Origin of the sequence: Aquimarina sp. MMG016 (assembly GCF_018100805.1) — a bacterium.
GTDB lineage: Bacteria > Bacteroidota > Bacteroidia > Flavobacteriales > Flavobacteriaceae > Aquimarina.
Map to the genome: position 1 here is coordinate 83,738 of NZ_JAGJEA010000006.1, position 24,354 is coordinate 108,091.

Annotated in this window: 18 protein-coding genes; 13 read left to right on the forward strand and 5 right to left on the reverse strand. The window is 32.2% G+C overall.

From position 1 onward, the window contains the following. Positions 1-85: 85 nt before the first annotated feature. On the forward strand, positions 86-730 hold the full coding sequence (locus tag J8M14_RS13320) for a hypothetical protein (protein ID WP_211075224.1): 645 nt from the start codon (positions 86-88) through the stop codon (positions 728-730). A gap of 56 nt (positions 731-786) precedes the next feature. Here the strand turns inward: J8M14_RS13320 and J8M14_RS13325 are convergent, their stop codons facing one another. The 5 genes from J8M14_RS13325 to J8M14_RS13345 form a co-directional block, all read right to left on the reverse strand. Next, positions 787-7,521: a reprolysin-like metallopeptidase gene (locus tag J8M14_RS13325; RefSeq protein ID WP_211075225.1), complete on the reverse strand. Its 6,735-nt coding sequence runs from the start codon at positions 7,519-7,521 to the stop codon at positions 787-789. A 327-nt stretch (positions 7,522-7,848) separates the two neighbouring features. After that, the gene (locus J8M14_RS13330; protein ID WP_211075226.1) at positions 7,849-9,927 is read right to left on the reverse strand and encodes a M13 family metallopeptidase; all 2,079 of its coding nucleotides are present in this window, start codon (positions 9,925-9,927) and stop codon (positions 7,849-7,851) included. A gap of 211 nt (positions 9,928-10,138) precedes the next feature. After that, the gene (locus J8M14_RS13335) at positions 10,139-10,597 is read right to left on the reverse strand and encodes an RES family NAD+ phosphorylase (RefSeq protein ID WP_211075228.1); all 459 of its coding nucleotides are present in this window, start codon (positions 10,595-10,597) and stop codon (positions 10,139-10,141) included. Further along, the gene (locus tag J8M14_RS13340; RefSeq protein WP_211075230.1) at positions 10,594-11,046 is read right to left on the reverse strand and encodes an antitoxin Xre/MbcA/ParS toxin-binding domain-containing protein; all 453 of its coding nucleotides are present in this window, start codon (positions 11,044-11,046) and stop codon (positions 10,594-10,596) included. Before J8M14_RS13340 ends, J8M14_RS13335 begins: the two co-directional genes overlap by 4 nt. A gap of 55 nt (positions 11,047-11,101) precedes the next feature. Next, positions 11,102-13,417, reverse strand: coding sequence for a hypothetical protein (locus J8M14_RS13345; protein WP_211075232.1), 2,316 nt, complete (start codon positions 13,415-13,417; stop codon positions 11,102-11,104). 361 nt (positions 13,418-13,778) lie between these two features. Here J8M14_RS13345 and J8M14_RS13350 point away from each other — a divergent pair, with 361 nt between their 5' ends. The 12 genes from J8M14_RS13350 to J8M14_RS13405 all read left to right on the forward strand — a co-directional run bounded on the left by J8M14_RS13350 (position 13,779) and on the right by J8M14_RS13405 (position 24,313). Then, entirely contained in the window at positions 13,779-14,312 is a 534-nt protein-coding gene (locus tag J8M14_RS13350) for a hypothetical protein (RefSeq protein WP_211075233.1), read from the forward strand. Between the two features lie 91 nt (positions 14,313-14,403). Then, positions 14,404-15,579 carry a gephyrin-like molybdotransferase Glp gene (gene glp / locus J8M14_RS13355; protein ID WP_211075240.1) on the forward strand — a complete coding sequence of 392 codons (1,176 nt, stop codon included), beginning with the start codon at positions 14,404-14,406 and terminating at the stop codon, positions 15,577-15,579. Positions 15,580-15,719: 140 nt separating this feature from the next. After that, positions 15,720-16,052 carry a LysR family transcriptional regulator gene (locus J8M14_RS13360; protein WP_211075241.1) on the forward strand — a complete coding sequence of 111 codons (333 nt, stop codon included), beginning with the start codon at positions 15,720-15,722 and terminating at the stop codon, positions 16,050-16,052. Between the two features lie 15 nt (positions 16,053-16,067). Continuing rightward, the gene (locus J8M14_RS13365) at positions 16,068-16,640 is read left to right on the forward strand and encodes a molybdenum cofactor guanylyltransferase (protein ID WP_211075242.1); all 573 of its coding nucleotides are present in this window, start codon (positions 16,068-16,070) and stop codon (positions 16,638-16,640) included. Further along, positions 16,631-16,870 carry a MoaD/ThiS family protein gene (locus tag J8M14_RS13370; protein WP_211075243.1) on the forward strand — a complete coding sequence of 80 codons (240 nt, stop codon included), beginning with the start codon at positions 16,631-16,633 and terminating at the stop codon, positions 16,868-16,870. The genes J8M14_RS13365 and J8M14_RS13370 overlap by 10 nt, the downstream gene beginning before the upstream one ends. A gap of 16 nt (positions 16,871-16,886) precedes the next feature. Next, entirely contained in the window at positions 16,887-17,330 is a 444-nt protein-coding gene (locus J8M14_RS13375; RefSeq protein WP_211075244.1) for a molybdenum cofactor biosynthesis protein MoaE, read from the forward strand. A gap of 48 nt (positions 17,331-17,378) precedes the next feature. Then, the gene (locus tag J8M14_RS13380) at positions 17,379-17,741 is read left to right on the forward strand and encodes a four helix bundle protein (RefSeq protein ID WP_211075245.1); all 363 of its coding nucleotides are present in this window, start codon (positions 17,379-17,381) and stop codon (positions 17,739-17,741) included. Positions 17,742-17,780: 39 nt separating this feature from the next. Further along, positions 17,781-18,695, forward strand: coding sequence for a bifunctional molybdenum cofactor biosynthesis protein MoaC/MoaB (gene moaCB / locus J8M14_RS13385; RefSeq protein WP_211075247.1), 915 nt, complete (start codon positions 17,781-17,783; stop codon positions 18,693-18,695). A 15-nt stretch (positions 18,696-18,710) separates the two neighbouring features. Continuing rightward, positions 18,711-19,715, forward strand: coding sequence for a GTP 3',8-cyclase MoaA (gene moaA / locus J8M14_RS13390; protein WP_211075248.1), 1,005 nt, complete (start codon positions 18,711-18,713; stop codon positions 19,713-19,715). 120 nt (positions 19,716-19,835) lie between these two features. Then, positions 19,836-21,236, forward strand: coding sequence for a response regulator (locus tag J8M14_RS13395; RefSeq protein ID WP_211075251.1), 1,401 nt, complete (start codon positions 19,836-19,838; stop codon positions 21,234-21,236). Positions 21,237-21,374: 138 nt separating this feature from the next. Continuing rightward, positions 21,375-22,655: a carboxypeptidase-like regulatory domain-containing protein gene (locus J8M14_RS13400; RefSeq protein ID WP_211075253.1), complete on the forward strand. Its 1,281-nt coding sequence runs from the start codon at positions 21,375-21,377 to the stop codon at positions 22,653-22,655. Positions 22,656-22,831: 176 nt separating this feature from the next. Then, entirely contained in the window at positions 22,832-24,313 is a 1,482-nt protein-coding gene (locus J8M14_RS13405) for a S41 family peptidase (protein WP_211075254.1), read from the forward strand. The last annotated feature ends 41 nt before the right edge of the window (positions 24,314-24,354 follow it).

Here is a 24,354-nt window from a genome sequence, read left to right on the forward strand (position 1 = left end):
AATGCATAATTAATTAACCTAGCACAAAAAATAAATATTTTGATATAAATTATATATATTTGTACAATATGTTAAATATATAACAATGAAAACCATAACAGATTGTGTACACGATATACTAAGGCATCAACCATTTCTGGAAGATGCGTTATCAAGAGATATCATAAACTTTAGTTCTTTGGCTCTCGATATGAGGCCGCAGGTAGAAAAAATAATGAGAAAACCTATAAAGCCAGGTTCAATTATAATGGCCTTAAGAAGGTATAATCCCAAACGAATAAAACATACAGATAATCTACGTAGTTTAGGAGATATTGTTGTGCGATCTGGAATAACAGAATATGCTTTTTTAAATTCTAATTCTATTCTTACCAGTCAATCAAACTTACTTAATAGTGTAAAAGATAAAAGCAAAACTTATTTTACATATTCAAGTAATTTTCAAGAAAGTAATATATTAGTTTCTTCTTCTTTAAAAGAGGTCGTAGAATTACATTTCAAGAATGAAACATGCATATCGGTTACCGATAACCTTTCTTCAATGTCTATAGCTTTACCAGATGATAGCTCCAAGACCATAGGTTTATATTTTTATATTTTTAAGTTATTAGCATATGAAGGAATTCCTATTTTCGAAATTATATCTACCTCTAACTACTTTACTCTATTTTTAGAAAAGGAATTTGTAAATGATGCTTTTTTACTTTTAAACGAAATAAAGGATGGGTAATAAAATAACCCAGCTTTTTAATATAAAGCTGGGTTATAAAATATAAAAAAACCTAATTACTTTTTGACTACTATTCTTTTTGTTATTGTAGTTTTATTTGAGACTATCCTAACTAAATAAACTCCTGATTCCACAATTGGTAATTGTATTTCTTTGTTAACTTTAAAATTATTGATTTTTTGGTCATAAATCAACTTACCTACTAGATTGAATACTTGTATTTGTTCCAAAATGTTTATTCCAGAATAATAAATATTAAAGATTCCATTTGAGGGGTTAGGTAATAATCGTAATAAATTGTCTTCAGCTACCTCTTCTTCAACCGAAAGAGGTGACTCAATTTGTAAAGAAACATCATCAATCATAGCTTTTGCCGGACCTGAATTAGAATCAGGAATATATGCACTAAATCTAAGTATAACATTCTGACCTTCATATGCAACCAATTGATCTAGAACTTGCTCCTCCATCGTTCTATCTATACTTCCGGTTAATGGATTTACTCCAAAAGTTATTTGATTTACATCAAAAATCAAATTATTATTTTGATCATGAAAAGATACGGTCAATCTTCTTTCTCCTGATGGAGTAGCATAGCTAACATCATACTCTGCTAAAAAATTATAAGATAATATAGCTGTTGAAGCAGAAGTAAGATCATTAGGCAAAGATATTGTTTGTTCTAGTACATAGGTATCTCCTGCCTCTCCATCAAATGAAGTAAAAGCTGCGAATTGCCCATCCACTGGATAGATCTCTGGTACAATTACACAAACATTTAGTGAATTTTCTAAAACGGTAAAGTTCATTCTACATCCGGAACTACTTCCTGGACCAAAAGATCTCCAGGAACCAAAGTCTCCACACTCAAAACTACCATTGCTAATAAATTCATTAGGGTTATTAGGGGCAGATTCACAACTAGTTCTAAACGTGTAAGGTCCAGACCAAGCGCTTTGATCGTTGTTATTACAATTTGCTCGTAAATAAACATCATAAAATGTATTAGCAATCAAACTATTAAGTTCAATATTATTAGTATTAGTTTGTTCCGAAATACCTGAACCTAATAAAAAACCAGACTCACCATATTCTAAATCCCAAGTTTGCTCATTTCCACTATTGATATCCCAGTTTAATGATAAACTATTTGACTGTGCATTTGATAAAATAACTCCTGATGGATCAGGGCATCCTACTTCTGTTGTAAACGAAATTTTGGTAGAATCACTAAAACCTCCTGCTACACAAGAAGCTTTTAAATAAACCTCATATGAAGTATTTGCAGAAAGTTCAGTAATAAGAATTGAATTTGTATCTGCGGTAACTATAGTCCCATTGCCAAGTATAAAACCATTTAATCCATATTCAATTTCCCAACTATTACTTTCTGTAGAACTATCCCAAGAAAGTAAAGCTTCATGAGCGAGTGCATCTACCAACATAAAATTAGATGGAATACTACAATTAGGTTTTGGTTCACAAATTACTTCTGCATCCCAACCCAAATAAGTTACACTTCCATCTGATGCGAACACAAATGTTAACGATCCTGTATCATGACTAGACACAATTTCTCCTGGCGAATTAGATCCGTTATAAGATCCTATTAAAGGAGCCGATGTATCAGGACCGTCATAAATTCTTAAATAATCACAACATCCTTCTAACAGAAAAGCATCAAAACTTACTCTAACACGGTCATCACTAGACTCAGGAGCAATATGGGTTGTTTCTAATTCTCCATTTTGGTAATTACCGGTAGGGCCTCCAGAATCATAAAAACGATCCCCTTGACAAAAATTTGAAAGAGTTTTAAAATCAGCTGGTCCAATCCATTCACTAAAATCTCCTGCACCACAATTAGCACGTATATAAAACTGATGATCTGTACCACTAGTAAGATTCTCAATAACACCCTCGTTTGTATTAGCATCTATTACTGCCCCTGTTCCTAATGCAAAGCCGCTTACCCCGTATTCAATCTGCCAATTTGTATTTGTATCATCTACCCAGTTAACTGTAGCAGAGTTAAACGATACAGAGGACACATCTAGTGAATATGGATTAAAACAAGAAGGGAGCTCTCCTATTCGAACATCATCTATTAATATATAATTGTATTCTGAAGAGTTTGTATTCTGAATGATACTAAATCTAATTTGGACATCATCGGTTATATTATAAGATGATAAATCCAGATAAAAATCTCTCCAACCATTAGTAGAACCTTGAACATTTTGAAGAGTATTCCAACTAGCACCATCATAAAACTCAACCGTCAATGTATTATACTCATTATTAAATATCTCGTTGCTATTAATAGAAAACTCAACTGATGGTGTAACTAAAGATGAAACATCTATAAAGGGTGTAATTAGATAAGAAGGAACTGTAGGATCAGAAGAATTGTTATTCTTCCAGGTATAGTTTGTCTGGTTACCTTCGGTTCTATCTTCAACTTCTCTTCCCAATTGGGAGTCGTAGTATCTACCAAAGGACCAATTACTATTACCCTCTTCACTCCAACAAGACGGTCTGCTGTAGTTAGCAAATACTTCCTCAAATGGAGCACTATATGCATCACATGGAGTTGTAAAAAAGATCGGCCCAATGTATTCACTAGTATCTCCTATAGCACATATGGACCTTATATAAAGCTCATATTCTGTTTGAGGTTCTAGCGTAGTAATTTCATAAGGATTGGTATTAACCACCTGATTTGTTGCATTAGATGGAGAAAAGCCTCTTGGCCCGTATAACAATTCCCAATTAGATTCTAATCCTGACGTTGACCAAGAAACATCAACGGATCTAGACCTCTGATTTGAAACTAACAAGCTGTGAGGGTTTAAACAACTTGGCAATTCATCAATTTTGATCTCATCTACCAATATATCATTATACTCTGAGTTACCCGGACTATTTTTAATAACTGTAAATCTTAATTGAATTGGCCCAGTTATAGTATATGAGCTTAAATCAAAAGCAACATCTCTCCAACCATTCGTATTTTCCTGAAGTTCTATGATATCATTCCAGACCGATCCATCATAAAACTCTGCTCGAAATGTATTATAAGTGTTATCTATAGTGTTTTTACTAAAAACCGAAAATTGAATTGAAGGTATTAATAAACCTGAAATATCTACTAAAGGCAACGTCATTGTTGAAATTTGATTACTCCCACTAGGAGAAGAACCATCTACCCAGGCATAGTTCGTATTTCCTGAAGTATTTCTATCGCCGGCGTTAGCAGCATCATAACTTGCATTTCTATTAAACATCCAGGTTTCTGACCCAAATTGATTCCAGCATTGAGGTAAATTAAATAACTCAAAACTTTCTACAAATGGTGCACTAACAACATCACATAATGTTTCAAAAGAAATGGGCCCGACGACATCACTTACTCCTCCTACCGAACAATTTCCTCTTATATAAACATCATACTGAGTGATAGGATCTAGTCCATCTAAAACATATGTTGTTTGCGAAGTATTTATAATCGTACCTGTACCTTCTTGAAATCCTGAAAATCCATATTCTACATCCCACGATGATGAATTGCCATCTGTCTCCCAAACTAGTGTAGCATTCTTAGCAGTAACTGAATCAATAGTAAAGTTGGTAGGTTGACTACAGTTAGGTTTAGGTTCGCAAATTACCTCTACATCCCAACCAGAGGCGGTTACACTTCCATCTGATGAGAACACAAATGTTAATGAGCCAGTCTCATGGCTGGAAATCAATACCCCTGGAGAACTAATTCCACTATAAGAACCAATTAACGAAGCTGATGTATTAGGACCATCGTAAATTGTTAAAAAATCACAGCAACTTTCTAATTCAAAAGCATCAAATTTTACTCTTACACGATCATTGTTAGATTCAGGAGAAATTACAGTTGTTTCAAACTCTCCATTTTGGTATGTGCCATTAGGCCCTCCAGAATCATAAAAACGATCTCCCGCACAATAATTAGCTGTAGTACTTATTGTTATTGGTCCTATCCAAGGAGCTAATCCACCAACAGAACAAGTAGAACGCAAATAAAAGTCGTAGGATGTTAATGATTCTAAATTATTTATTTCAATAGAATTAACATCAGAATTTACAATAGTCCCGTTTTCTATTATAAAACCTGAGGTACCATATTGTACGTCCCAATTAGTAGAATTTAAATCTTCCCATATTAAATTCACATAAGTTGCTCCTACACCATTATAGGTAAAATTTTCAGGATTAGCACATTGGGTGGTAAAAGTATTAACAGAAGAAGACACATCATCTCCACAAGGATTTCTAGAAATAACTCGCCAATAATATGTATTATCATAGGATAACGATTGAGGGCGATATATTACTTCTGAAGTATTTGTTGTTTCTATAATAGAAAGAAATTGATCATCCGTAGCAATTTGTAACTCATATTCCTCTATATTTTCATTTCCATCCCATTCAAAATCATTTTCAATATTTACAGCAACAGAATTATTTTCAGGGCTCAAGAGATTAACCGGGGCAATTCCCGTCTCATAAATATTCAGGGTCGCTTCTAAAGTTTTTACTATCCCAGAAGTACTAGTACCAATTATGTTAAAAGGATAAGATCCAACAGGGGTTGTTGCTGTATTTGAAATGGTAAGACCTATAAACGCACCATTAACCTGTTGCCCTGAAATCATTAAGGGTGTAAAATTTGAAGTAATACCTAAAGGCAAATTTTCTGTAGAAAAAGTGGTTTCTTCATCAAAATCTAGAAAAGTACGATATTGAAAATCGAAAACTGCATTTTCTGATTGGCAGATTGAAACTGAATTATTATCTGAGGTAACTATAAATTCAGAGGCTTGAACAGTAATGTCAGTATTATTAATTGCAAAAAACACATTTTCTGAAGCTTTTACCATAACTCTTGCTTGAGAAGTACTCTCAACATTTGGCAAAATAAAAGTTTCAGAACCATCATTAGCTATATTATTTTGTAATAAATAAGGGTATGTATTACCTCCATCGACAGATAAATAAATATCAACGTTTGCCGCATTAACCGGCTGAATATTAGTATTAGCAACATCCCAGGTTATGGTAACCTGATCTCCAACATTCCAAGTTTCTGCAATAGATTGAGATGTCACCAGAAAGGGACCAGAAGTATCATCAACTGTTAGAGTTAATCCATCTGTATTGGTTTGACCTCCACCTAATACATTATCTCTCACTGTCAATTCAAAACGCATTGTACGAGCAACAGACGGCAATACCTCCCATGTTGGAGAAAGGTTTCCCGATATCAGATCATCCAATCTGGGAAAATATCTTTTATTTGACTCACTAGGAAGCCAAGATCTGAATAAAGGTCCATTTACCCAATTTGATTGAGGAGTATTTGATGAGAAAGGGTCTTCGGGATTGTTTTGTTCCCAACAGTAAGTTAACAAATCTCCATTATTAATATCCGATGCATCTCCTTCTAATACAAATGGTGTTGATCTAGGAATAGTATGGTCTGACCCAGCATTTACCATAGGAGCTGTATTAGAAATATCGATTATTTCTGCACAATTACTATTACTAATAGTCCATACAGCTACATCACGGATATCTACATAATTAAAGTAATCATCAGGCCCCTCCTGTACATCAGGAGAGCAAATACCTGCATACCCCATAATAGTACTCCCACTTCCTGGTTCTACTTCACTGTTAAAGCCACTTCTGCAATTACTGCTACTTTGCACGTGATATCCCCCAAATTGATGGCCAAATTCATGTGCTACAATTAAATTAAAGTTGTCTGAAGAAGGATCATTATGTACAGTAAATGCACTTCCTTTTGAACCGTCTGTACATACACAGGCTATACAACCAGCATTACCATATATCGATCCTTCAACATGAAAAAGATGTCCCACATCATATCCAGAGCTACCAATGAGAGAATTAGAATCAATAGCGTTTTGTAACTCACTATTTAAATTTGTAGAAAAAGGATCTGTATTACCATCTAAATAAATTAAACTATCATTATCTGGTATGATTTGCATAGTAACAGAAAAATCTCTTTCAAAAATACCATTAACTCTATTAATTGAAGATACCATTGCGGCCAGTACTTTTACTTTTCTCTCAGTATCGTCAACTTCGGTTCCATCCAGAAAAAACTGGGAGTATTGACCACTCGCAGCTAATGCTAGTCGATATCTTCTTAAATTACCATCATTTGCATTCTTAGAAAAAGACTTGCTTGTTGGTTTTAACTTTTTTATTAAAGCGTCTGTTTCACAATCAAAATTGGAAAACTCTTCACTTTTAGAAGCAATTATTTTACTTGAAGACTTATTTATTCTTTTAATATGTAAAACTTCTGAATCCTTGGTTGTCAATATTCCATTTAAACCATATAACGGATGATATGTAAACCTAATTTTTTCTAAAGGATTATAAGTTGATTGCCCAACAAAACTTTGTAATTTGGGATATTTTTTTTGAAGCTCCGGATGTAAAACTTCTGCCTTGTAAATTTTATAATAATTAACGCCTCCATTTTGAGATGGAAACCTTAAAAGAACAGACTGTTCATTTTTGAAACGTGAAGGAATTCTTTGCAATTCTTCATACAATTTCGTAGAATTTATAGAAAACGAAAAATCAGACGTTTCCTTTTTTTGATATAATGAGACTGAAGCGTCATAAGACTCAGAACTCCACCAAACTGATTGCCCCATTGTAATAATAGGTAAACAAAATAATAATAAAAAAAACTTAATAGTAGTAATTTTTCCCATAAATAAGATATTGTTGGTTTAAAACCAATAAAATGTTAATTGACAAAATCCATTGCAATTGATTTATCCACGTAAATTGAATTATTTACTAGACTATCAAAAAAATGAATTTCAGCTAAATGATTATTATGATTATTTTTATAGGGGTAAGGCGTAACAAAACTACTGGTTTTTTTTCTTAGCGCATCAAAAAAAATACTTATGAATCAATTTTTATAAATTCCTTAAAATTTTAACATTAACAATAGACAAATTGCTTCGAGATAATAAAAAAACCCTGTTCAATAAACAAACAGGGTTTCTAAGTATTCAAGTGTTATGTTTCTTCTACCAAATTTTAACTCTCTTTTCTGGTTCTAAATACATTTGATCTCCTTGTTTGATATCAAAAGCATCATAAAAAGCATCTACATTTAATAAAGGTTGGATCGCTCTAGTTTGTCCAGGCGAATGAGGATCAGTCTTAATCTGAGTTCTCAATGCATCTTCACGCGATTTTGTTCTCCATACGGTAGCCCAAGACATAAAAAATCTTTGCTCTGGATTAAATCCATCTATATCCTCAGGTCTTCCATTTTCTGCTAAATGCATTTGTAAACCATCATAAGCGCCTAATACACCTCCTAAGTCTCCTATATTTTCTCCTAAAGTAAATTTTCCATTAATAAACACACTATCTAAGACCTCAATAGCACTATACTGTTCTGCTAAAGCCTCTCCTCTGGCTGTAAATTGTTTAAGGTCCTCATCTGTCCACCAGTTGTTCAGATTACCATCAGCATCAAAACGAGCTCCGGAGTCATCAAAAGCGTGTGAGATCTCGTGACCTATTACTGCTCCAATTCCTCCATAATTCACTGCTTCATCAGCTGTATAATTGTAAAAAGGTGGTTGTAAAATAGCCGCTGGAAATACGATCTCATTATTAAGAGGGTTGAAATATGCATTAACCGTTTGTGGTGACATACCCCATTTGGTTTTATCTACAGGTTCTCCTATATCTTCATAATTCTTATCTCTAGCCCATTTATCTACCGCTGCCATATTTTCAAAATAAGTTTTATCTGCGGATACCTCCATTTTTGAATAATCTTCCCATTTATCAGGATAACCAATTTTAACGGTAAATTTATCTAATTTCTCAATAGCTTTATTTTTTGTTTCATCACTCATCCAATCTAAGTTTTGGATACGCTTTTTATACGCACTGATCACATTAGCAATCATTTTTTCAGCCTTTTCCTTAGCTTCAGGAGGAAATTTTTCATCCACATATAATTGTCCTAAAGCTTCTCCTACTGTTCCATTGACAGTAGCAAGAGCCCTTTCATCAGCTGGACGTTGTTCTTTTTGACCTCTTAAATACTTGCTATAAAACTCCCAGCTAGCTCTTTCTGTATCTGTAGTCAATCTACCTGTAGCATTATTAAAAGTATCCCATCTAACCAATGTTTTAAGATCATCTATTGAGGTGTTCTGGAGAAAGCTACTTAACTTCTCAGTATAACGTAAATGAGCTACTATAATAGTATCAAATTCTTTAGTTACTCCAAGATCGGAAATCATTTTTCTTAAATCAACTGAAGCTAACATTTCATCAGCCTCACTTATCGTTCTTGGATTATTATAGTTACGAGCATCTCTTCTTTCAACTTTATTAAGCCTAGGTTCTGCAAGTTGAGTTTCTAGTTCTAATATTTTATTTGCTGCTGTAGTTGCATCGTCTTCAGAATCGCCAAGCATTTGTAACATTTTTACAATATACTTTTTATACTCTTCGCGAATTTCCTTTGATTTAGCATCTTGCTCTAAATAATAATCACGTTCAGGTAAACCTAATCCGTTTTGACCTAAATACACTGCATTCATAGCACTATTGCTCAAATCTGCTTGTACACCAATTCCTATAAATGGAGATGAAACCGAAGGGTTCTTAGCAAGTACTGTTTGTAAATCTGCTAAATTTTTGATGGATGCAATATCATCAAGAGCAGGTTTTAATGGTTCAATACCTGCCTTGTTTCTAGTCACTGTGTCTAACTTAGTGTCAAAAATAGCCAGTGCTTTTGCCTGATCTGTATCAGCACTATACTTACCACTTTCTTTTGCTTTTGCAAGAATCTCCAGTACATCATTATCTGTAGACTTACGAAGTACTCCAAAACCTCCCCAAGTTGTCCTATCTTCAGGGATTTCAGTATTCTTCATCCAACTACCATTTACATAATTATAAAAATCCTCCTTGGGGCTGATAGTAGTATCCATGTTTTCCAATACAATTCCGGGGATCTTTTTAACCTGTGCTACTGCATCTTCACCACTGTCTTTTTTTGTATCGTTTTTACAACTTACAAAAGCGATGGTGAGTGCAGCTAAAAAATACACATTTCTCACTTTTTTATTCATTTTATTAAAATGTTAAGATTAGTTATTTGAAATATGACGTAAAAATTATGAATTCGTTACTCATATAAGCGAAGTAATTTATATAAAAAGGTGTATCTGTCTTAGATTTTATAATAATTTAACAAAAGTATAAGACTTTATTACACTTTACCAAAAAAGTAATTTACACTTTTTTTGACAATCAAAGTTTTTCAAAAAAAATAAAAATTGTTTATTTAAATAATCTGGTATCAAAACTAAAGGGTTCTACATTTACCAACTTCACACTATCAAACTCTGGATGTAACGGGTTTATTAGTAAATTTCTTTCTTTAGGTATTATAATGCTTGGAACTTTAAGTCCTAGATATTTATTTTCTGATATCCAACGCATTGCAAAATTTTGAATATCATTGGGTGGTGGTGTTTTATTCCAGTTATCTGGTAGTTTATCAAAAGGGATTTCTGAGACAGGTTCTTCTGGGAGTTCGATCGTAGCAATTGACATATCATCAGGAAAATATGCAGCTGGTAAATGAGCCAATACCTCTAGTGCGGAGAGGGCTGCACTAGTGCTTGTATATAATACTGCTACTCCTTTTGGATTCCATCTACCACCAACGGTTTTGGCCCCAATGCCTGTAAGATCTTCAATATATTTTTGTTTGGCTATTCTATATACTTGTATCATGCAAAAACTCCGTGCTCTATACGAATTAACTCTTCATTAAGTAATTGAAAACCAAAAGTAGTGTCCAAAAGTTCTTTAGGCTTTTTCATAGCTAATGCAACATTAGGATGTTCCATCCACCGTTTAAAACGAGTAAGATCACCAAAAATATTTTCCCCTTTTGCATATAATTTAGCTAATTGCAATGCCTTAGCACTTGGTTCGACTCCTAGTTTTTTATTTAAATTGTATCGTTGTATCGTACGCTCTGACATGTGAAGCACATGTGCTAATTCTTTAAGATCGAAATCTATAGTTTTAGCAAGATGTAATAACGCTTTTTTATTTATTCCATTTCGCGAAAGCTCAATAAAATCATACATATTCCTCAATGGAATATCTATATTTAGGTATCGTAACAATCCTTTGTTTTCTAACCCATCAAAATCTAACGGAGATACTGCACTCATAACACTGACTATTTAATACGACAAAAATACAAAAAATAACGACAATTGTCTTACCCTATTTTAAAATTAAATCCAATTTAACACTTATTTCTTCTAATCTTGCCTCTGTAGACATAATCGCCACAGTAGAAAGGTATCTACCTAATGGCAAAATAGGTTTAATAAGTAATTCTTTGTCAGACTTCTTAGAAGATAACGAAGAAGATGGTGGATTAATTGCGGTAGGCTTCAATTTAACAGCATATTGTTCTCCCAATTTTTCGACAATTTCTTGAGTATGACCATACCGCACGTTCTGCAATGTAGCCAAAGGTGCTGCTAGTTGAGTTTGGGTTTTAGAAATCTCCTGTTCTTTGGCATTTGCAATAATCAAATGCCTTATAGTCACTTTATCCACTAATGATGGAAAATGTTTTTTTAATACTCTTAAGAATTCTTCTTCCACACCTTTGGACACCCTTCCTCCTATATTATCATAATACCCCGCATCTGCATATTGATCTGATCTTATTTCTCCTGAATTATCAATGTTTTTTATCTCTCCAACTGGTGTGATATATGGAAAACTAGCATTGATTCTCATAGCGGTTGATAAAGCTATCGATTTATCAGGATGACGAGATCGTAAACCTCCTAAGAAATCATCTATACCATCCAATTCTGACACATTAGCATAACTTACGGGACTAATAATATTATAATGTCCGGTTTGAGTATGTGTAGTATTTATTAATAATAAAGGAGGAACAAAACTATCATCCGTAATACTCGGCATATTAGAAACATTTTTATAGAATGACAAAAATTCTCTACCAAGAAGATTTTCTTCTTCTCTTTTAGAGAAATACCTTTTATGAGCACTACTCCACTGTTCTTCTAGCAATTGACCTCTATTTTTAAAATCAAATAAATTCGTTATGTCTTTAAATAGATCACGCCCTAATAATGATAATATAGCTTCAGATAGATAATTCTCTTTATATATTGCACTGGCTTTGTATTTTAAACCTTGAAATTTAGAATATGATCCCAGTTTAAAATCTGTTTTTCGGCTTTTTATAAAAGCATCCTGAACCTCTGCAAAAAACATTGCATTTCCAACACTACCACCAGATGCACCTGTGAGAGATAATAAATTTTCTTCAAAATACCTTCCTTCAGATTTTTCATATAAATAACTATGAACCAAGAACGACCATAATCCTGCCCTAGAACCACCTCCTTCTGCCGATACTAATATCACAGGAAAAGTACTTTGTCTATTTTCTATAAGAGATTCTCTGTTTTTTATCCAATTGTATAAATAACTATCCATTGTTAACCTGGATACTTCAGTATTTTTTAAATCTAGATGATAATGCTCTGAATTCACAGAAAAAAACCGGGTAGAAAAAAAACCAATTATAAAAAAAATAGAAAATAAGGGTAGTTTAATTTTTTTACCTAGAAGAATAAGTATAAAACTTATCATAAAAAGGCTAAGCAATGACAAAACTAATATTGAAAGCGGATTGATCTTACTTGATAATTTTGGGGCCAAATTGAGAATCAAAAATGAAACTAAAATTGTAAAACCGGATATCAATATAGTGCCATAAAACCATTTTCTGGAAACCTTCTTCAAAAAGCTATAACTATTAAATGCCAATGTGAGAAATAATAACCCTAAAGCACAATTGGCTAGAAAAAGATTTCCAAGATCTTTCTCAGTCTGGGTGTTTAATGTTCCCAGAGAAATAATAAATATGATTAACCCTATAGACACTAATAAAACCAAAGCTCTGATTTTAGGAGTTCTATAAAACACAAGTTGTAAAGTTCCATATAACTTTGGCTCACATAATAACAATAAAAAAATAATACAAGCAATCAGAGTATTATCAGGATCTAGCCAATCTGTATATATGTTACTTAACTCAAATAACTCCATGGCATTAAGAATTCCCAGCGCCGAAATCATAAGTATCAAAGTAGCCAACATTCTCGGAACAGTTTTACGCATATGAATCTGTGCCAAATAAACATATGCCACATCCTCTTTCTTCTTCTGGAATTTATAATGTTGATTGGGTTCAAAACCAATAAAATTAGAGAGAGTGATATCTTTATAGTTATGATAATAAAAATACTTGGGGATATTCCATATTAAGAAAGCAGAGGCTACAAGAAGACTAAAATATAAAGGAACCTCTAATAAAAATGCATCTGCCTGGTTAAGAATCAATAAAAGGTCTATGGTCTGAGGAAAATGCCACAACGAAAGATATAAAGCTAGAATAAAAAAAAGACTAATAACATTATTAAACAATTCTCTAAGTAGAACTTTAAACCAAACACTAAATCGCTGAAAAAACAACAAGATTTTAAACATTCTTAGTCAAATTAATAGGTTTTAAATGTTGAAATTATAATAAATTAAGGAAAATAAAGAATCTACCCCCTCCTATTACTATCGATTTATCCCTTGAACACTATAAATCAATAAATTAATCTTTTTTTGTTAATGAAATTATAAATTTTAACATTTCTGAAAAGCCTAGTAATAAAAGGCAAAGCCAAGTATTTATTAATAAAACTAAATGTAAAATCAGTATTTCACTTTATATAAATATGGTTTTTTGATAATTTTTATGTATCTTGTCGTTATATATGTGTTTTACAACGATAAAAACTCATTTTAAGTAAGTTATTTCTTACTTTTTTAATTACGGTTTAACCCTAAATCTGAGCTTATGAAAAAATTTCTACCCCTACTATTATTAATTTTTACAAGTATGGCGTTTGCTAATGTAAAAATTGACATTTCCAGTAAATTAATGTCTGTTACAGAAAATACTGTTGTTGATGGTTTAGATGAAAATACTGAAGAAGGTGTTATTTTCATTACAGAAAGCCTACATATAGAAAATGGTGTACGAATAAAGATAAGGAACGCCTGTTTAATTATCCTTGGAGACCTAACAGGAAATGGTATTCTCGATATAGATGAATCAGCTACTATTACTTTGGAAGGTGAAGAATCAGGAAGAATAACTTTTCCTAATAGATTCCTTGCAGATGCAACTTGCCAGCAAAATACAGATCAAAAAATATTTAAACACATAAGAGAAGTTCCTAAAGGTCTTAATTACAGCCTGTATACCTTACAAGGAAGACTTCTGGATAAAGGACAAGTAGATGACTATATTCACAACTATATGGATCCAAAAACATATTTGATAAAAGTAGATGGATACAAATTAAAGAAAATAGTTTTTAAAAATTAATTAAATACTAAAAAGTAAGGTCATTTAGTAGTCCGCGGTATTCGTTTACCGCGGATTTTTTTGTTTATTTTTGAAAGAAAATATCTATCATATGATTTCGGTATCCGATGCTTTATCAATAATTAACAATACATCTTACACTCCACTTTCCAAAACAGTAGCATTACAAAATGCTTATGAGTTAACATTGGCTTCAGATGTTGTTTCTTCAATTCACATGCCTCCTTTCAGGCAGTCTGCTATGGATGGTTATGCATTATTAACTCATAAAGATCTAAATTATAAAGTGATTGGAGAGGTAAAAGCTGGTGATTCCGATGATTATCGATTAAAACCAGGGCAAGCTATCCGAATTTTTACTGGCGCTAGAGTACCAGATTTTGCAGACACCATTATTATCCAAGAAAATGTGACCAGAATTAATAATAACATTACCATAGAAACTACTGTACAAAAAGGACAAAATATCCGACTCGCTGGTGAGCAAATAAAAAAAGGAGATATTGCTCTAAAAAAAGGCACAAAACTTACTCCGGCGGCAATTGGTTTTCTGGCAGGTTTAGGAATCGATCGTGTAGATGTATATTCAACCCCAAAAGTTGGAATCATAGTTACCGGAAACGAATTAGTGCAACCCGGAAAAAAATTGACCGAAGGAAAAATTTATGAAAGTAACTCCATACAGTTAGAAGCAGTATTGAATCAACAAGGAGTAAAAGAGATTACAAAATATGTTGTTGAAGATGAATATCAAAATACTCTCAATACAATTGCTAATGCTTTGCAAAATAATGATTTGGTTCTTATTAGTGGTGGAATATCAGTTGGGGATTATGATTTTGTAAAAGAAGCATTATCTGAACTTAAAACTGAAGAATTATTTTATAAGATTAAACAAAAACCAGGAAAACCACTATTCTATGGCAAAAATGATCAGACTTTAGTTTTTGCTTTACCAGGTAACCCTGCCTCTTCCCTAACCTGTTTTTATATTTACGTCTTACCGATCATTCAGAAAATGATGGGTATAGCTAATTCCGGTTTAATCAGGACTCAAAAAAAGTGTTCTTCGAATTTTAATAAAAAAGGAAATCGAGCTCAATTCCTTAAAGCAAAAATTGACGGAGAACAAGTTGAAATTCTAGAAGGACAGAGTTCCGCAATGTTACATACTTTTGCTATTGCAAATGCTTTAGTTTATCTTTCAGAAGATCAAAATGAAATTTCGAAAGGTAATACTGTGGAAACTATTTTACTCCCAGTTTAATATAGAAGAATCTCAATAAAACGGCTTTCAATTATCATTTTAAAATTCTAACGCCTATATATTCTAAATAAATCATAAAAAACACTTCGTTTAATTCTCTTTTCATTTTTTCGTTATATCTTTCAGGAAATAACGAAAAAATGTATGCAATAAAAAGTAGAATTTGGATTGAAGGTGAGGATGGTGTTTTTCTCGGTGAAGGAAGGATCAAAATCCTCAAAGCTATCATAAAAGAAGGTTCATTATCCAAAGCAGCTAAATTCCTGGGCATGTCATATAAAAAAGCCTGGAACCTAATTGATTCTATTAATAAAAATGCTTCAGAACCTATTGTTATTACTAATACCGGAGGTAGCGGTGGTGGTGGTGCCATTATTACACCTTATGGTAAAGAAATGATTCTAAAGTTTGAAGAAATCAATAAGAATTGTTGGAATTTTCTTGATCAACAGCTAAAAGAACATCAATTATAATAGTGCAATAGGTTTATGAATATCTCAAAAAATAAACATATCACGGGAATTATACTTGCAGGAGGAAAAAGCAGTAGAATGGGACAAGATAAAGGGTTAAAACTTCATCAAAACAAGCCTTTTATGCAACATATCATCGATGCACTTAGCTCAATCACGAAAAACATCTTGATTGTGACTAGTCAAAAGGAGTATCAAAAATTTGGTTACCCTTGCTTTTCTGATATCATACCTGATCAAGGCCCCGTTGGTGGTATTTATACTGGATTATCACATTCTGAAACCAAAAACAATATAGTTTTGAGCTGTGATATTCCTTTTATTACAGCTGAAGTATTAGTGAATCTAATTAATCAATACGATGCTAATTATGATGTTACAACTTACGAATCTACTCCTTTAGTGACTATGTATCACAGATCTGTTATAAAACAATTCCTTAACAGTATAGAGGAAAAAAGATTGAGCCTAAGAAAAACGCTTTCATTATTAAAGGTAAAGCATATTCCAATCGAAACACATCTGATGCCTTTTATTCAAAATATTAATACGCACCAACAATATAAAGAAGCTATACAATGGAGTTAAAAATTTTATATTTTGGGATGATTGCAGAAATAACTAATTGCAGTGAAGAAGTGATTTCTGTGTTTAAAGATTGTAATACTACTCAACTTGAAGCTTTATTGGAGGAAAAGTACCGACGATTAAAAGATATCTCATTTAAAATAGCTATTAATCAAATCATTGCCGATACAAACATCAAACTAAAACAAGATAACGAAATTGCATTATTACCTCCTTTTTCGGGTGGGTGAATAAAATAAAATTAAAATGACAAAAAAGAAAAAAACAGTTTTTGTAGAAGGCCCTATTAGTCCTTCGTTTATAGCTAATTCTATAGAAAAACATCAGACCAAAACAAGTATAGGAGCTCATGACATCTTTTTAGGACAAGTCAGAGCTGATCAGATTGATGGAAAAATTGTTAGCGCTATAGAATATTCTGCTTATGAGGAGATGGCAGAAAACACTTTTCATCAGATAAGAGAGGAGACATTTAGTAAGTTTGACCTTACCTGTATGCATATCTATCATAGCATAGGAACGGTTAAATCCGGAGAAATCTGTTTGTTTGTTTTTGTTTCTGCTCCACATCGTAGAGTAACTTTTGAAGCATTAGAATATCTTGTAGAAAGAATAAAAAAAGATGCTCCGGTTTTTGGCAAAGAAATATTTGATAATCAAACTCATCAGTGGAAAGTAAACCAACCTTGAGTTGTTTAAAAGGTGATTTGTTTAAGTTGTTAAATCGAAAAATAAAAAATGCACCTATTCTCATTTGAAAAACTCAATAGTTGTAAAGAATCAATAATGTTGGTAAAGTTAATATATAAGGTTAGTGATGATTTTCCTTCAGAAGAGAAGTTTGGTTTGGTAAGTCAATTAAGAAGGGCTTCAATTTCTATTTCTTCTAATCTTGCCGAAGGAACTTCAAGGTCAACAAACAAAGATAAAGCCCATTTTACAACTATTGCCTATTCATCATTAATGGAAGTTTTAAATCAAGTCATAATTGCTAAAGAATTAGATTTTATTGATAAAGCTAAATACTTAGAAATAAGAAAACAAATTGAAAAACTTTCAAACATGTTAAATGCATTAAGAAACTTTCAATTAAAAGACTAAATACACGATTAAACAAAAAAACAATTATACTTACAATAAATGGTTGATATTACACATAAAAACAACACGCTTCGTACTGCTACTGCTCAGGCCGTGGTAAAACTGGGAACTATAGAAACTATAGAAGCTATTATTGCAAAAAAAATTCCAAAAGGTGATGTTTTTGAGATGGCTAAAACTGCCGGGCTATTTGCTGTTAAACGAACAAGTGATATGATTCCGGATTGTCATCCTCTTCCAATTGAATATACTGCTGTGGATTATAAGATCAATAATCTGGATATTACTATCGAAATGACAGTGAAAACAATTTATAAAACGGGTGTAGAAGTTGAAGCAATGCATGGAGTTTCTGTTGTAGCATTGACTATGTATGATATGCTAAAGCCAGTTGATAAAAATATAGAAATCAATAACATTAAACTTCTCAATAAAAAAGGCGGAAAATCAAGCTACAGAGATAATGGAAAATTATATTCTGCAACTGTTATTGTATGCTCCGATTCTATTTCTGCCGGACATAAAGAAGATAGAGCAGGTAAAGCAATCATTACTAAACTAGAAGAATGTAAGGTAAATGTAGATAACTATATAATTATCCCTGATGAAAAAGATCAAATTCAAGAACAGGTAAAACAAGCTCAGCAAGCAGGCAGTGATCTTATTATTTTTACAGGCGGAACTGGTTTATCACCCAGAGATGTTACCCCAGAGGCATTAAAGCCACTTTTAGACAGACAAATTCCTGGGATTGAAGAAGCTATTAGAAGTTATGGGCAAGATCGTATGCCATACGCTATGTTATCCAGAAGCATTGCAGGAGTAATTGGTGAATCTGTTGTATTAGCATTACCTGGATCAACAAATGGTGCTAAGGAATCTATGGAAGCTATTTTCCCTTCAGTATTGCACGTTTTTAGGATTCTAAAAGGAGCAAAACACGATGGTAATTAAAACCAAACTAGTATTTTGAAGAATAACCATAATATATTGACTGACACCTTTGGACGTAAACATACCTATCTTCGGATTTCCTTAACCGAAAGGTGTAATCTTCGTTGTACATATTGTATGCCGGCAGACGGAATCTCTTTGAGTCCAAAAGAACACCTGATGACGGCAGATGAGATATTTGTAATTGCCAGTGAATTTGTTCGATTAGGAGTTACTAAAATCAGATTAACTGGTGGAGAACCTTTAGTCAGAAAAGATTTCCCGATAATACTAGAAAAACTAGCTAGTCTTCCCGTAGAAATTTCTATAACCACCAACGGAGTTTTGGTTAAACGCTTTCTACCTTTACTAAAAAAACATGGTATAAAAGTTATCACAATAAGTCTAGATTCTTTAGAAAAAGAAAAATTCCATAAGATAACACGTCGTGATGAATATGAAAAAGTATGGAAAACTATTCAATTATTGATTTCGGAAGGAATTAAAGTAAAACTGAACATAGTTTTGATCAAGGGTTTTAATGATAATGAAATTATTGATTTCATTAATTTGACCAAAAGTCAAAACCTGATTATTAGATTTATTGAATTCATGCCTTTTGATGGTAATCAATGGAATAAAGACAAACTTGTATGTCATCAGGAAATTATTGACCAGGTACACTATACTTTCCCTTTGCAACTTAAGCGATTAAAGGATGCTCCTAATGATACGGCCAGAAACTATGCTATTAAAGGTTATAAAGGTAGTTTTGCTATCATAAGCTCAGTAACCAATCCGTTTTGCGACACTTGTAATCGTATTCGTCTTACAGCAGATGGTAAACTAAAAAATTGTTTATTTTCTCAGGATGAAGTTTCCTTATTACAACCTCTTAGAACAAATCAATCCATACTTCCTATGGTAGAAAAAGCAATGAAAAACAAATTTGCAACTAGAGGTGGAATGGACACTTCAGAAAAATTAGAAAACCCCGAATTACATTCACAAAATCGAAGCATGATTACTATTGGTGGTTAGTTTCAACAGCTTTATACATTTTTTCATTTCCAAAAAAACCTTATATTTAATAAAAATATTCCCAATATACCCCTAGAAATCTGTGCACAGATTACAATTTATCAATGAAAAACCTTAACTATGAGTAAAATATCATGGTTTAGAACTGAAGCTGCAAAATACGCTACGTACGGAGTTTTGTTCGGATGTATCTTTCCTATTTTGGCAACTAGTATGGATATAAATAAACTAGGGCTGGAATATTCATGGGAGTCCATTCGATTTGTACAAAAAAATTATCCAATCCACTATATTATAGATACAGCTCCGTTTTTTTTGGGGTTATTTGCATTCTTCGGTGGCCGTAACCTAGATAAACTTAGGGAAAAGAACAAACAAATTCTTAAAGCCTCTAAGTTTAAGCATGATTTTTTGGCAAATATGAGTCATGAAATCAGAACCCCTATGGTTGGAGTTATAGGAATGATAGATTTACTTTTTAAGAATACAAAACTCGACGACTTACAAAAAGAGTATGTCTCTACCATTCACCAATCTTCATATAATTTACTAGACATTCTAAATCAAATTTTGGATTTATCTAAAATAGAGGCAGGAAAATTTGAATTATCTCCTACAGATATTAATATAAAAGAGCTTATAAATCAAAATACCGATTTATTCTTAGCCATTGCAAAATCTAAGGGTATCCAAATTCAATCAGAATATGATGAAGCTTTAGCAGAAAACATAATTGCCGATGGTCATCGTCTTACTCAGATTATTTCTAATCTTATTGCTAATGCCATCAAGTTTACTAATCAAGGAATAATTACTTTAAAAACTTCGTTGGTTTCACAAAAAAAAGATTTGTTATCCATAAAAATTGAGGTAATCGATTCGGGAATAGGTATTAGCAAAAAAGATCAGGAAGAATTATTCAACCGGTTTAGTCAATTTCATGATGAAAGTATTATGGCTGGAGAAGGGAGCGGATTAGGACTTACCATTTGCAAAAAACTCGTAAATCTTATGGATGGAAAATTTGGAGTAAAAAGCGAGGTAGGAAAAGGTAGTAATTTTTGGTTTACATTTGAAGCAAAAACCTCTAATGTTACTACTGTTCAAAAAGTTAAAACCACTAATACTAAAGATCACAAATATAACCTACACGTATTATTAGTAGAAGATTCCGAAACCAATATTTTAGTATCAAAGCAAATTCTAAAATATCTAGGATGTACTGCAGATGTGGCAAAAAATGGTAGAAAAGCTTTGGATATGTTTGAAGAAGATCGATACGATTTAATTTTGATGGATATCAATTTACCAGAGCTGGATGGAGTACAAACTTGTGACCTGATTCGTAAAAACAATAAAAAAGTCCCTCCGGTCATCGCACTAACTTCTAATGCACTACCGGGAGATGCAGAACGATTCATCGCCAAAGGACTTGACGATTATATAACCAAACCATTTACCACAGAAATTCTAAATATTAAGCTAAAAAACTGGTTTGGAGATCATCTTGGGTATCATTAACTTCTTGTTTATTGATAAATATACCCGGAAACACTAATGTTTTAACGAATTCATAATTATTTACTTCAGTAAAATTTACTATCTTGTATAATGTGATTTCTCTGTTATTTTTGAGAATAAAACTAAAAAATTTGAGCCATGGACAAAAAAAGTATATTCTTTTACAAAAACCACCTGACCTCATTACTGCTGTTTTTTTTGATTATTGGATATTCAATCAATTCGCAGGCGCAAGACGACACTAGTTATAACGAATACAAAGGGAAAATTGTTAATAGTGAAAACAATAAACCTCTTGTATCTTCTTCAATTTCTGTAAACGGAACAAATATTTCCACAGTTACTAATGATGAAGGAGAGTTTTTACTTAAAGTTCCTAAGACTATGTCTGATGGTAGAATAACCGTTACCTATTTAGGTTATAAGGACAAAACTCTTAATCTTTCGGAATTTGATAATGATGAATTAAAAATAGGACTTACTCTATCTGTTACCGAATTATCAGAAGTGAATATAGATCCCAGGGATCCGGAAGCTCTAATTAGAGCAGTTATGAAGAAAAAAGGTGATAATTATCTAAATGATCACACTATAATGACTGCATTTTACAGAGAAACTATTAAAAAACGAAGATCTTATGTTTCTCTTTCTGAAGCTGTAGTGGATGTATATAAAAACCCATACCTATCGAACAAGGCAGATATTATAAAACTTTATAAAGCAAGAAAAAGTGCCGATTATAAAAAACTGGACACTGTAGCCGTTAAACTCCAAGGTGGTCCGACCAGTACTTTGTATATCGACTTAATGAAAAACCCGGATAATATTTTAACACAAGAAATGTTAGAATTCTATAACTTTAGTTTTGATAAATCTACCAAAATTGGTGACAGATATATATATGTATTAAATTTTAAGCAAAAGCCTTCAGTTTTAGATCCTTTATATCATGGTAAGCTTTATATTGATGCTAAAACACTAGCTCTAAATAAAGCTGTTTTTAGCCTTAATGTCGAGGATAAAAACAAAGTGAGCAAAATGTTTGTAAGAAAAAAACCTGGCAATGCAAAAGTACATATCAATGAAGCTAGTTATGATATTGACTACAGACAAAAGGATGGAAGATGGTATTACAGTTATGGAAGAATTGATCTTGAGGTAAAAGTCAATTGGAAGAGAAAGCTATTTAACTCTAAATACAAACTTAATGTAGAAATGGCTGTTACCGATTGGAGAAAAAATATTGATAACGAGTCTATAAAATTTAGAGACCGATTAAAATCCTCAGTTGTAATTAGTGATGAAGCATCTGGGTTTTCAGACCCTAAATTCTGGGGTGAATACAACGTAATTGAACCCGAAAAATCGATAGAATCTGCAATTAAAAAAATACAAAAACAACTACGAAAGTTAAATTAAAGATGTAAAGTCATTTTATAAAAGAGTACATAAGCAATGTACTCTTTTTTTATTCATAAAATTTTGGGTTTCATTATTATTCAAAACTCAATTTGATTATTTTTACCTGATTAGAAAACAAAAAGATTGTAACATTAAGCAATCAATATATGTCTTACTAGTATCAAACCTCATTTTTGAAAAAAATATATGATTATAGAATGAATTATAAATTATTCATTGTTGTTTTTTGCATTTTTACATATAGCCTTTCTGCACAAAAAGACATAGATTCAGTTGGCTTAATAGAGGATTTAAAGATTTTTAAAAATATTCTTCAACAAGGACACCCTAGTCTTTATGAATATATCTCAAAGGATTCTTTGGATTATCTTTTTGATAATATAGAAGCATCTTCTAGAGATGGACTTACTGATATAGAGTTATACAAAAACATGCTAAAAATTACCGATGCAATTAAAGATGGGCATCTCTTATTATTTGCTCCAAATACAATTAAAACTGACCAATATTATTTTCCTTTAATTCTAAAAATAATTAATACCGAATTTTATACTGATACCGATGATTTTGGGATTCCAATCGGGTCAAAAATTAATAGCATCAATGGAGAAAGAATGCCTAGAGTCTTAGAAAAATTAAAAAAGTACTCTCCTACGGATGGTTATAATCTAACCCGTAAATATAGGGACATTGAACTGAAATTCGGTTTGTTCTTTGCTTATGAATACGGAATAGTTAAGCAATATACTATAGAATACATAGAACCCGATGGATTAGAAAAGACCATTTCTTTACCTGCGGAATCTTTTGTAAAGGTAAAACTGAGAAATACCAAAAGAAGCTCTTACTTTTCAAAATATCATTACCAAAAAAATAATCCCAACTTCTTTGACAAATACATCAGTAACAGAGAACCTTTTGTTTATTATAAAGAAGAATTAAATGCCGCCGTCTTAGTGATTAATTCTTTTGCAGGAGATATTAGGATTTTTAAGTCTAACCTGACAAAAATTTTTAAAGAAATTAATAAGAAAAAGATAGCACACCTTATAATCGATGTACGCAATAATGATGGTGGTTTTAGATCAAATGCTGTAAATCTATACTCTTTTATAACCAAAAAAGCTTTTAAACAAACGGTCAATGAATTTGTTATTTCACTTTCAGTTCTGGAACGAAAATATAAAACTCAAACGTTTTTAAGCGAAAAAGAGTTCCTAAAAGATAAATTCAAAAACCATGCTGTATTTGATGGCTGGAGACTACCTTTTGATGATCAGGAACCCTTAATGGTTCCGGATCAAAACAGATATAATGGCAGTGTATATATTTTGGCAGGAGGTACTACTTTTTCTGCCGGTGCCACGTTTGTATTAAATGCAAAAAATGATCCTGATATAACTATTATAGGTGAAGATACTGGTGGTGGCTACTATTTTCATACTGGAGAATTCCCGGTATACTATGAATTTCCAAATTCTAAGACTCAAATGGTAATGTCCATGGTAAAAGTCACACATTATGTAAAAGAAAAATCAATCCCAAAAGGGTCAGGTATACCTCCGGATAAACATATTGTACTATCCCAAAAGGACTTAATTGAAGGCAAAGATCCGCAACTGGATTATGTTTTAAGATTAATAAGCAGGAAATAAATTTATTCGCTTAGAATTGGAACAAAACAAATACGATAGAA